General features: G+C 57.8%; 10 protein-coding genes. 4 read left to right on the top strand and 6 right to left on the bottom strand.

The features are described from left to right. The first annotated feature begins 39 nt into the window (after nucleotides 1–39). From FN633_RS17160 to folA, 4 genes are all read left to right on the top strand, one after another. Nucleotides 40–261, top strand: a complete 222-nt coding sequence (locus tag FN633_RS17160) for a YgdI/YgdR family lipoprotein (protein ID WP_154058561.1) — start codon at nucleotides 40–42, stop codon at nucleotides 259–261. An 87-nt stretch (nucleotides 262–348) separates the two neighbouring features. Next, nucleotides 349–879 (top strand): glutathione-regulated potassium-efflux system oxidoreductase KefF, encoded by a 531-nt coding sequence (gene kefF, locus FN633_RS17155; protein WP_154058560.1) that lies wholly within the window; start codon nucleotides 349–351, stop codon nucleotides 877–879. Continuing rightward, on the top strand, nucleotides 872–2,734 hold the full coding sequence (gene kefC, locus FN633_RS17150; RefSeq protein WP_154058559.1) for a glutathione-regulated potassium-efflux system protein KefC: 1,863 nt from the start codon (nucleotides 872–874) through the stop codon (nucleotides 2,732–2,734). The genes kefF and kefC overlap by 8 nt, the downstream gene beginning before the upstream one ends. Before the next feature lie 141 nt (nucleotides 2,735–2,875). Further along, complete coding sequence (folA, locus tag FN633_RS17145; protein ID WP_154058558.1) at nucleotides 2,876–3,355, top strand: type 3 dihydrofolate reductase; 480 nt, start codon at nucleotides 2,876–2,878, stop codon at nucleotides 3,353–3,355. A gap of 91 nt (nucleotides 3,356–3,446) precedes the next feature. Here the strand turns inward: folA and apaH are convergent, their stop codons facing one another. The 6 genes from apaH to lptD form a co-directional block, all read right to left on the bottom strand. Next, on the bottom strand, nucleotides 3,447–4,295 hold the full coding sequence (gene apaH / locus FN633_RS17140) for a bis(5'-nucleosyl)-tetraphosphatase (symmetrical) ApaH (protein WP_154058557.1): 849 nt from the start codon (nucleotides 4,293–4,295) through the stop codon (nucleotides 3,447–3,449). Nucleotides 4,296–4,298: 3 nt separating this feature from the next. Next, on the bottom strand, nucleotides 4,299–4,676 hold the full coding sequence (apaG, locus tag FN633_RS17135; RefSeq protein WP_042388146.1) for a Co2+/Mg2+ efflux protein ApaG: 378 nt from the start codon (nucleotides 4,674–4,676) through the stop codon (nucleotides 4,299–4,301). A 3-nt stretch (nucleotides 4,677–4,679) separates the two neighbouring features. Beyond that, the gene (rsmA, locus tag FN633_RS17130; RefSeq protein WP_042388144.1) at nucleotides 4,680–5,501 is read right to left on the bottom strand and encodes a 16S rRNA (adenine(1518)-N(6)/adenine(1519)-N(6))-dimethyltransferase RsmA; all 822 of its coding nucleotides are present in this window, start codon (nucleotides 5,499–5,501) and stop codon (nucleotides 4,680–4,682) included. Continuing rightward, the gene (pdxA, locus tag FN633_RS17125) at nucleotides 5,498–6,484 is read right to left on the bottom strand and encodes a 4-hydroxythreonine-4-phosphate dehydrogenase PdxA (RefSeq protein ID WP_154058556.1); all 987 of its coding nucleotides are present in this window, start codon (nucleotides 6,482–6,484) and stop codon (nucleotides 5,498–5,500) included. The genes rsmA and pdxA overlap by 4 nt, the downstream gene beginning before the upstream one ends. Continuing rightward, complete coding sequence (gene surA, locus FN633_RS17120) at nucleotides 6,484–7,770, bottom strand: peptidylprolyl isomerase SurA (protein ID WP_042388140.1); 1,287 nt, start codon at nucleotides 7,768–7,770, stop codon at nucleotides 6,484–6,486. Before surA ends, pdxA begins: the two co-directional genes overlap by 1 nt. 69 nt (nucleotides 7,771–7,839) lie before the next feature. Further along, a complete protein-coding gene (gene lptD, locus FN633_RS17115) occupies nucleotides 7,840–10,188 on the bottom strand; it encodes an LPS assembly protein LptD (protein WP_154058555.1) in 2,349 nt (782 codons plus the stop codon). Nucleotides 10,189–10,283 lie beyond the last annotated feature (95 nt).

The following is a 10,283-nucleotide window of genomic DNA, read 5'->3' as shown; positions in this document are numbered from 1 at the left end:
TTCGCTACACTCTCCTCTCTACGATTTAAGGAGAATGTTATGAAGAGGATGGCTGCTGCTCTGATTCTGGGTGCAGTATCACTTTCGCTGGTAGGCTGCTCCAGCGACTATATTATGTCCACCAAAAACGGCGAGATGATCGTCACCCAGGGCAAGCCTGAAATTGATAAAGATACTGGCATGACCCGCTATGTTGACCAGCAGGGCTATAGCCGCCAGATTAAAACCGCCGATGTCTCCCAGCTGATCGAAAAAGACTAAGCAAAGCGGATCTTTCTTCTGTAAGCCCACCGATTAACTGTCTAAACTCACTGCAATTACATCAGTGCAGTTTAGACAGGTTAATGAATGATTCTGATTATTTATGCTCATCCCTATCCGCGGCATTCGCACGCGAATAAGCGGATGCTTGAGCAGGCAGGCACCCTGGACGGCGTAGAAGTCCGTTCGCTTTACCAACTTTATCCCGACTTCAATATTGATATCGCCGCCGAACAGGAGGCAATATCGCGTGCGGATCTGGTGGTCTGGCAGCATCCTCTTCAGTGGTATAGCGTCCCACCGCTGCTCAAGCTGTGGATGGATAAAGTGCTCACACACGGCTGGGCTTACGGCGAGGGCGGTACTGCACTGTACGGCAAACATCTGCTGTGGGCGGTGACCACTGGTGGCGGTGAGCACCACTTCGATATTGGATCGCATCCCGGCTTTGAGTCGCTGGCGCAGCCCCTACAGGCCACGGCGATCTATTGCGGCATGAAATGGCTGGCCCCTTTCTCGATGCATAACACCTTCGTAAACGATGATGAAACCCTGAATGCCAAGGCGCGTCACTATAAGCAGCGGCTGATGGAGTGGCTGGAGGTCAATCATGGATAGCCATACCCTAATACAAGCGCTGATCTATCTGGGATCGGCGGCGCTGATCGTGCCGATTGCGGTGCGGCTGGGACTCGGCTCGGTGCTCGGCTATCTGATTGCAGGCTGCATTATTGGCCCATGGGGGCTGCGGCTGGTTACCGACGCCGAGTCGATTCTGCACTTTGCTGAAATCGGCGTGGTGCTGATGCTGTTCGTCATCGGTCTTGAGTTGGATCCTCAGCGGCTGTGGAAGCTGCGAGCCTCGGTATTTGGCGGCGGCGCATTGCAGATGCTGGTCTGCGGCCTGCTGCTCGGTGCGTTCTGTATGGCGCTCGGTCTGCGCTGGCAGGTAGCGGTGCTGATCGGCCTGACGCTGGGGCTCTCCTCAACGGCGATCGCGATGCAGGCAATGAACGAGCGTAACCTGATGGTCTCCCAGATGGGACGCAGCGCCTTTGCCGTTCTGCTGTTCCAGGACATCGCCGCCATTCCGCTGGTGGCGATGATCCCTCTACTGGCGGCCAGCGGCGGAGCCACCACCCTGGGGGCCTTTGCTCTTTCGGCGCTGAAGGTGGTCGCCGCGCTGGCTATTGTGGTGCTGATTGGCCGCTACGTTGCGCGTCCGGCGCTGCGCTTTGTCGCTCGCTCCGGCCTGCGGGAAGTCTTCAGCGCCGTGGCGCTGTTCCTGGTCTTTGGCTTCGGGCTGCTGCTGGAGGAGGCCGGGCTGTCAATGGCGATGGGGGCGTTCCTGGCCGGGGTGCTGCTGGCGAGCTCCGAGTACCGCCACGCGCTGGAGAGCGATATCGAGCCGTTTAAGGGCCTGCTGCTGGGGCTGTTCTTTATCGGCGTCGGCATGTCTATCGACTTCGGTACCCTCGTAACCCACCCGCTGCGCATTATCATCCTGCTGGTGGGCTTCCTGGTGATTAAAACCCTGATGCTGTGGCTGATTGCCCGTCCGTTAAAGGTGCCGAGCAGGCAGCGGCGCTGGTTCGCTGTCCTGCTGGGGCAGGGGAGTGAATTTGCCTTCGTGGTATTTGGTACGGCGCAAAGCGCTAGCGTGCTGGATCCCGAGTGGGCCAAAGCGCTGACCCTGGCGGTGGCGCTCTCAATGGCCGCAACGCCGCTGCTGCTGGTGCTTCTGACCCGGCTTGATAACAAAACCACCGGTCAGCAGCAGGAAGCAGATGAGATTGATGAGGAGCAGCCGCGGGTTATTATCGCGGGCTTCGGCCGTTTTGGTCAGATTGCCGGTCGTCTGCTGCTCTCCAGCGGAGTGAAAATGGTCGTTCTCGATCACGATCCCGACCATATTGAAACCCTGCGCAAGTTTGGCATGAAGGTCTTCTATGGCGATGCGACCCGCGTGGATCTGCTGGAGTCCGCCGGGGCAGGCAAGGCCGAGGTGCTGATCAACGCCATTGACGATCCCAAAGCCAACCTGCAGTTGACCGAGCTGGCTAAAGAGCACTTCCCGCACCTGCAGATCGTTGCCCGCGCCCGCGACGTCGATCACTTTATCCGCCTGCGCCAGGCGGGCGTCGAGCGGCCCGAGCGTGAAACCTTTGAAGGCGCGCTGCGTACCGGCCGTCTGGCGCTGGAGAGTCTGGGGCTGGGAGAGTATGAGGCCCGGGAGCGCGCCGATCTGTTTCGTCGCTATAATTCAGACATGATAGAGGAGATGGCGCAGGGCGAAGATGATACCCAGGCGCGGGCGGCGGTGTTCAAACGCACCAGCGCCATGCTGACGGAGATCATCACCGAGGATCGGGCGCACCTCTCTCATACCCAGCGGCACGGCTGGCAGGGCACGGAGGAGGGTAAACACTCCGGTGATGCCAGCGACGAGCCGCAGGTTAAGCCGACGGTTTAATCATCTACGCTGGTGGCCCACAGGCAACTGCGGGCCCGCCAGCAGAATGAAAAATTTTCGTTCTCTTTACCTTTCCGCCAGTCGACGAGCGTCAGTGCTTTCCGTATAGTGGCGACAATTTTTAGCTCCGGGATATATACAATGATCAGTCTGATTGCGGCGTTAGCGGTCGATCGCGTAATTGGTATGGAAAACGCCATGCCGTGGAATTTGCCTGCCGATCTCGCCTGGTTTAAACGCAATACCTTAAACAAGCCGGTAGTGATGGGCCGCCTGACCTGGGAATCCATCGGGCGTCCGCTACCGGGGCGTAAAAATATCGTCATTAGCAGCCAGCCGGGCAGTGACGATCGCGTTCAGTGGGTTAGCTCCATCGAGGACGCCATTGCCGCCTGCGGCGATGCAGAAGAGATTATGGTGATCGGTGGTGGGCGCATCTACGAGCAGTTTTTGCCCAAGGCCCAGCGTCTCTACCTGACGCATATCGATGCGGAAGTGGAAGGCGATACCCATTTCCCGGACTACGAGCCGGACGACTGGGAGTCGACCTTTAGCGAGTTTCACGATGCCGACGCGCAGAACTCCCACAGCTACTGCTTTGAGATATTAGAACGCCGGTAACGTTTAGCGGGTGGAGACGCCTGATGGCGCTTCGCTTATCAGGCCTACAGCAGGTGTAGCCCCGGCAAGCGCAGCGCCGCCGGGGAGAACATCAGGAAGCAACGACCTCGCCTTCCCCCAGATCCAGATGGCGGCTCGACGCCTGGGTAAAGTAGGCTTTATCTTCCCAACGCAGACAGGTCAGAACGCCACCCCAGCAGCAGCCGGTATCAAGGGCGTAAACGCCTTCCGGTGTGCCTTTCCCCTCCAGCGATGCCCAGTGACCAAACACCACGCTGTACTCCTGCGTCACCGGACCGGGGATCACAAACCATGGCTTCAGCGGGGCAGGGGCGTTATCCGGCATATCTTTGCAGTACATGTCGAGCTGGCCGTTCGGGAAGCAGTAGCGCATTCGCGTAAAGGCGTTGGTAATGAAGCGCAGGCGCGCGAGACCGCTCAGCTCCTGGCTCCAGTTATTGGGCAGGTCGCCATACATCGCATCTAAAAACAGCGGGTAGGAGTCGCTGGCCAGCACCGCTTCGGCATCCCGGGCGCAGGCCTGCGCCGTCGTCAGATCCCACTGAGGGGTGATCCCCGCATGGGCCATCACCAGCTTTTTCTCTTCGTCGACCTGCAGCAGCGGCTGGCGACGCAGCCAGTTCAGCAGCTCATCGGCATCCGGCGCTTCCAGCAGCGGCGTGATCCGATCCTTCGGCTTGTTTTTACTGATGCCGGCAAACACGGCCAGCAGATGCAGGTCATGGTTGCCCAGCACAACGCGCACGCTATCGCCCAACGATTTCACGAAACGCAGCACCTGCAGGGATGCCGGGCCGCGTGCAACCAGATCGCCCGTTAGCCAGAGGGTGTCGGTTTTAGGATCAAACGCGACCTGTTTTAACAATGCGATCAGTTCATCGTAGCAACCGTGAACGTCGCCGATAAGATATGTCGACATGGATTAATGGATGAGTGTTGAAACGGCAAGTCGGAAGACCGGTATGTCGATGCGGAACGGATTGCCCTCGGCATCGATCATCTCATAGTGGCCCTGCATGGTACCCAGCGGCGTTTCGATAACCGCCCCGCTGGTGTATTGGTACTCTTCGCCGGGCGCAATGTGCGGCTGGACGCCAACCACACCTTCGCCCTGTACCTCGGTTTCACGGCCGTTGCCGTTGGTGATAAGCCAATAGCGCCCTAGCAGCTGCACGGACGCGCGTCCCAGATTGCGTATGGTCACCGTATAGGCGAAAACATAGCGCTGCTCATCAGGTGCCGACTGCGATTCGATATAGACACTCTGTACGTGAACACATACCCGGGGCGAATTGATCATGGCTTAACTCTCCTTCGGCGGCGCGTTATCCGTCAGGTAGTTTGCCAGCTGGCAGTACTGGGCGACAGAGACGTTCTCTGCTCGCACCGCCGGGTCAATACCTAACGACGTGAGAACCTCTGGCGTAAACAGATTGCCGAGGCTGTTGCGGATGGTTTTACGGCGCTGGTTAAATGCTTCGGTAGTGATGCGACTCAGCACGCGAACCTCTTTAACCGGGTACGGCATAGTGGTATGCGGTACCAGACGCACCACCGCAGAGTCGACTTTAGGCGGTGGCGTAAAGGCCGTCGGCGGCACTTCCAGCACCGGGATCACCTGACAATAGTATTGTGCCATCACGCTTAAACGACCATACGCTTTGCTGTTCGGGCCTGCAACCAGACGATTCACCACCTCTTTTTGCAGCATGAAGTGCATATCGGCGATGGCATCAGTATAGCTAAACAGGTGGAACATCAGCGGCGTGGAGATGTTATAGGGCAGGTTACCAAAGACGCGCAGCGGCTGACCCAAGGTCTGGGAGAGCTCGCCAAAGTTCATGGTCATGGCATCCTGCTGATAGATGGTCAGTTTAGGCCCGAGGAACGGATGCGTTTGCAGGCGCGCGGCCAGATCGCGATCCAGCTCGATGACGGTCAGCTCGTCCAGGCGTTCCCCCACCGGCTCGGTCAGCGCGGCGAGGCCGGGACCGATTTCGACCATGGCCTGGCCTTTCTGTGGGTTAATGGCTGAAACAATGCTGTCGATGACAAATTTATCGTTAAGGAAGTTTTGCCCGAAACGTTTACGGGCCAGGTGCCCCTGATGGACTCTGCTATTCATTGAGTATTAGTAATCATTTTGATGGCGAGATTAAGCGCCGTAATAAAACTGCCGACATCGGCTTTCCCCTGGCCCGCGAGTTCTAGCGCGGTGCCGTGGTCTACGGATGTGCGAATAAAGGGTAAACCGAGCGTAATGTTCACACCGCGGCCAAAGCCCTGGTATTTTAGCACGGGCAGGCCCTGATCGTGATACATCGCCAGCACCGCATCGGCGCGATCGAGATATTTGGGTTGGAACAGGGTATCGGCAGGCAGCGGACCGCTGAGGTGCATTCCCTCGGCGCGCAGTTCATCAAGCAGCGGAATGATGATATCGATCTCTTCGCTACCCATATGGCCGCCTTCGCCCGCGTGCGGGTTTAAGCCACAAACCAGCACGTGCGGATGGGCAATACCAAATTTGTTTTGCAGATCGTGATACAGAATGGTGATGACCTCGCGCAGCAGCGCCGGGGTAATGGCGTCGGCCACCTCCCGCAGCGGCAGGTGCGTGGTCGCGAGCGCCACGCGCAGCGCCTCGGTCGCCAACATCATCACCACCTTGGCGGTGCCAGAACGCGCTTCAAAAAATTCGGTGTGCCCGGTAAAGGGCACGCCAGCATCGTTAATCACCCCTTTATGCACCGGGCCGGTCACCAGCGCAGCAAATTCGCCGCTCAGGCAGCCGTCGCAGGCGCGGGCCAGGGTATCAACGACGTAGCCACCGTTGGCTACGCTAAGCTGGCCTGGAACAACCGGCGCGCGCAGGGCTACGGGCAGCGCCGTTAGGGTGCGTGCCTGCTGCGGCTGCGCGGGCTGGTCGGCATCGTAGGGGAGGAGCGTCAGCGGCAGACCGAGCGTTGACGCCCGGTCGGTCAAAAGCTGGGGGTCGGCGCAGATCACCAGCTCCATTGGCCAGTCGCGCTGGGCCAGCTGGACGACCAGCTCTGGACCAATCCCGGCGGGTTCGCCGGGAGTGATAACGATGCGCTGAACGTTCATTAGTTGCTCAGGATCTTCACGTAGGCGCTGGCGCGCTGCTCCTGCATCCAGCTGGCCGCTTCTTCAGAGAATTTGCGGTTCATCAGCATGCGGTAAGCACGATCCTTCTGTGCGGCGTCGGTTTTATCGACGTTACGCGTGTCCAGCAGTTCGATCAGGTGCCAGCCAAACGAGGAGTGAACCGGCGCGCTCATCTGGCCTTTGTTCAGCTTCATCAGCGCATCGCGGAAAGCCGGATCGAAGATATCTGCTGCCGCCCAGCCGAGATCGCCGCCCTGGTTAGCCGAGCCGGGATCCTGAGAGAAGGACTTCGCTGCCGCTGCAAAGCTGGTTTTGCCGCTCTTAATGTCCGCTGCGATCTGCTCCAGCTTCAGGCGCGCCTGGTCGTCGGTCATGATCGGCGACGGCTTCAGCAGAATATGGCGAGCGTGCACTTCGGTCACGGAGACGCTTTTACTCTGGCCGCGCAGATCGTTGACCTTCAGAATATGGAAGCCTACACCGGAGCGGATTGGGCCAACGATGTCGCCTTTTTTCGCCGTGCTCAGCGCTTGAGCAAAGATAGACGGCAGCTCCTGAATACGGCCCCAGCCCATCTCACCGCCCTTCAGCGCCTGTGGATCGGCAGAGTAGGTGATCGCCAGCTTGCCAAAATCATCCCCGCCACGGGCCTGCTCAATGATCGAGCGTGCCTGGCTCTCCGCCTCGTTAACCTGATCGGAGGTAGGATTTTCCGGCAGCGGAATAAGAATGTGGCTCAGATTCAGCTCGGTGCTGGCGTCGTTCTGGTTACCCACCTGCTGAGCAAGAGAGTCAACTTCCTGCGGCAGAATGGTGATGCGGCGGCGCACCTCGTTGTTACGCACCTCAGAAATCAGCATCTCCTTGCGGATCTGGCTGCGATAGGTGTTGTAGTCCATACCGTCATAGGCCAGACGGCTACGCATCTGATCCAGCGACATGTTGTTCTGCTTGGCGATATTGGCGATAGCCTGATCGAGCTGCTCATCGGTGACTTTGACACCCATCTTGGTGCCCATCTGCAGAATGATTTGATCCATGATCAGTCGCTCCAGGATCTGATGACGCAGCGTGGCATCATCAGGAAGCTGCTGGCCCGCCTGTCCGGCGTTAAGCTTTACGGATTGCATCAAACCATCAACGTCGCTTTCCAGCACAACGCCGTTATTCACGACGGCAGCGACTTTATCGACAACCTGCGGCGCGGCGAAACTGGTATTCGCAACCATGGCGATACCGAGAAGCAGCGTTTTCCAGTTCTTCATACTTTTTCCATTTCAATTAACCGCAATGCGGATTACGTGGCAAATCAACTTCATAACTAAACGACTAGATTACAAAGAGCTACTGTAAGGCAGAATATTCGAACGCAGCATCTGCTGTGTGCCCAGCCCGTAGTTCGAGCTCAGACCGCGCAGCTCGATGTTAAAGCCGACGACGTTGTCGTAGACGCTCTCTGTCGGCGCAGGTCCCCAACCGTTGAGTTTACGCTCGTAGCCGAAGCGGATAGCGTAGCAGCAAGAGTTATACTGCAAACCTAGCATCTGATCGGCGGCTTTGTTCTGCTTGGTGTCGAAGTAGTAAGCTCCGACAACGGACCAGCGATCGACGATCGGCCAGCTTGCCACCGCGCCCACCTGCGAAATACCGTCTTTGCTCTGAGGAGCATAAGCGTAATTTGGCAGCGTCGCCTGAATATACTCTTCGCTGGCGTAACGGTAGTTCAGCTGCAGGAGCCGATCCTCATCGCGACGGTACTCCAGCGTTGCGTTGCCGTTGGCCACGTTATCGAGGCGCGTATCGTACTGTACGCCGCCGCGCAGGCCCCAGCGTTCGCTCATTCGCCAGTAGGTATCACCCGCCCAAACCACCGATCCGGTCTGATCGTCTTCTTCCCATTGGATTTTGTCATCACCGGTACGGGATTCGGTGAAGTAGTAGATTTGACCCACGGAAATGTTAAAACGTTCAACCGATTCCTGATCATAAACACGCGATGTGACCCCGGTCGTCACCTGGTTCGCTGACGCGATGCGGTCGAGGCCGCCGTAGGTTCTGTCGCGGAACAGGCCGCCGTAATCAAACTGCAGCAGGGACGAGTCATAGTTGTTGATATGGCTCTGGTCGCGGTAGGGCACGTAAAGATACTGAGCACGCGGCTCCAGCGTTTGGCTATAGCCTGCAAGCCAGTTCATATCACGCTCAAAGATCAGCTTACCGTCCACCTTAAACTGCGGCATCACGCGGTTGACGGAGTCTTTTAGATCGGCGTTGTTCGTCTGGTTATAGTAGTCGAGATTGGTCTGCTGGTAGTGGGTCGCCAGCAGCTTCGCTTCGGTATTGAGGCTGCCCCACTGGTTAGAGAGCGGCAGGTTAATCGTCGGCTCCAGGTGCAGACGGGTGGCTTCCGGCAGATCCGAATTGGTATTCGAGAAGTGCACGGCCTGACCGTAGATACGGGTATCAAACGGCCCGACGTCGTTCTGGTAGTAGTTAACATCCAGCTGCGGCTGAGCGGCGTAGGAGTTGCTGTGCTCGGCGTCAAAGACCTGGAACTGTTTGGTCGTCACCGTGGCGTCAAAGTTATCCAGTGCGTAGCCCACGCTGAATTTCTGCGTGGCGTAGCCGTCGGTACTGGAGCCGTAGGTGGACGTAAAATCGTTGAAGTAGTACGGATCGCTGACCTTGGTATAGTCGACGTTGAAGCGCCATACCTGATCCATTACGCCCGCGTGCTGCCAGTAGAAGAGCCAGCGGTGTTTATCAGACTCGGTAGGATAGTCTTCTTTGAAGACATCATCCGACGGCAGGTAGTCGAACTCCATCAGACCCGCACCCGCCTGGGTCAGGTAGCGGAATTCGTTCTGCCACTGAATGCTTCCCCGCTTGTCCATATAGTGCGGCGTAATGGTGGCGTCAAAGTTCGGCGCAATGTTCCAGTAGTACGGCAGCGTAAATTCAAAGTAGTTCTTGGAGCTGTACCTGGCGTTCGGGATCAGGAAGCCGGAGCGGCGCTTGTCGCCAATCGGCAGCTGCAAATAGGGGCTGTAGAACACCGGAACCGGACCCAGCTTAAAGCGCGCGTTCCAGATCTCAGCGACCTGCTCCTCGCGATCCTGGATCACTTCGCTACCCACCACGCTCCAGGTGTTCGACCCCGGCAGACAGGAGGTAAAGGTCCCGTTGTCGAGAATGGTATAGCGGTTCTCACCGCGCTGCTTCATCAGGTCAGCGGTGCCGCGGCCCTGGCGTCCTACCAGCTGGTAGTTACCGTTCCAGACGTTGGTGTCTTTGGTGTTCAGGTTAGCCCAGCCTTTTGGCCCTTTCAGGATCACCTGGTTATCATCATAGTGCACGTTGCCCAGCGCATCGACGGTACGGACCGGCTCGGGCTGGCCCTCCGGCTGCTGCTGGTGAAGCTGCATCTCGTCCGCTTTCAGACGGCTGTTACCCTGTTGAACATCCACGTTGCCGGTAAATACGGCATCTTCAGGATAGTCACCCTTCGCGTTATCGGCGTTAATAGTGACGGGCAGCTGGTTAGGTTCGCCCTCTACCAGAGGACGGTTATAGCTTGGGACGCCCAGCAGACATTGCGAGGCGAGATCGGCTGCCAGCCCCTGCTGACTGTACAGGGCTGAGCCAATCATTGTGGCCAGAAGGGTGGGAATACGTTTTTTCATACGTTGTATTTGTTGTTCCGTCATCAGTGGCTTTTCAGCTTGCAAGCGCTCAGAGACTAACTTACTCACCTGCACAGCGCTAGTGTTAATCCTGC

The organism is Pseudescherichia vulneris (assembly GCF_902164725.1).
Lineage (GTDB): Bacteria > Pseudomonadota > Gammaproteobacteria > Enterobacterales > Enterobacteriaceae > Pseudescherichia > Pseudescherichia vulneris.
Note: the sequence above shows the minus strand (reverse complement) of the source record. Positions and strands in the feature narration are given on the sequence as shown.

Bases quoted from the DNA above. Each gene is read 5' to 3' on its own strand.
- FN633_RS17160 (WP_154058561.1), top strand. From the start codon at position 40: ATGAAGAGGATGGCTGCTGCTCTGATTCTGGGTGCAGTATCACTTTCG.
- kefF (WP_154058560.1), top strand. From the start codon at position 349: ATGATTCTGATTATTTATGCTCATCCCTATCCGCGGCATTCGCACGCG.
- kefC (WP_154058559.1), top strand. From the start codon at position 872: ATGGATAGCCATACCCTAATACAAGCGCTGATCTATCTGGGATCGGCG.
- folA (WP_154058558.1), top strand. From the start codon at position 2,876: ATGATCAGTCTGATTGCGGCGTTAGCGGTCGATCGCGTAATTGGTATG.
- apaH (WP_154058557.1), bottom strand. From the start codon at position 4,295: ATGTCGACATATCTTATCGGCGACGTTCACGGTTGCTACGATGAACTG.
- apaG (WP_042388146.1), bottom strand. From the start codon at position 4,676: ATGATCAATTCGCCCCGGGTATGTGTTCACGTACAGAGTGTCTATATC.
- rsmA (WP_042388144.1), bottom strand. From the start codon at position 5,501: ATGAATAGCAGAGTCCATCAGGGGCACCTGGCCCGTAAACGTTTCGGG.
- pdxA (WP_154058556.1), bottom strand. From the start codon at position 6,484: ATGAACGTTCAGCGCATCGTTATCACTCCCGGCGAACCCGCCGGGATT.
- surA (WP_042388140.1), bottom strand. From the start codon at position 7,770: ATGAAGAACTGGAAAACGCTGCTTCTCGGTATCGCCATGGTTGCGAAT.
- lptD (WP_154058555.1), bottom strand. From the start codon at position 10,188: ATGAAAAAACGTATTCCCACCCTTCTGGCCACAATGATTGGCTCAGCC.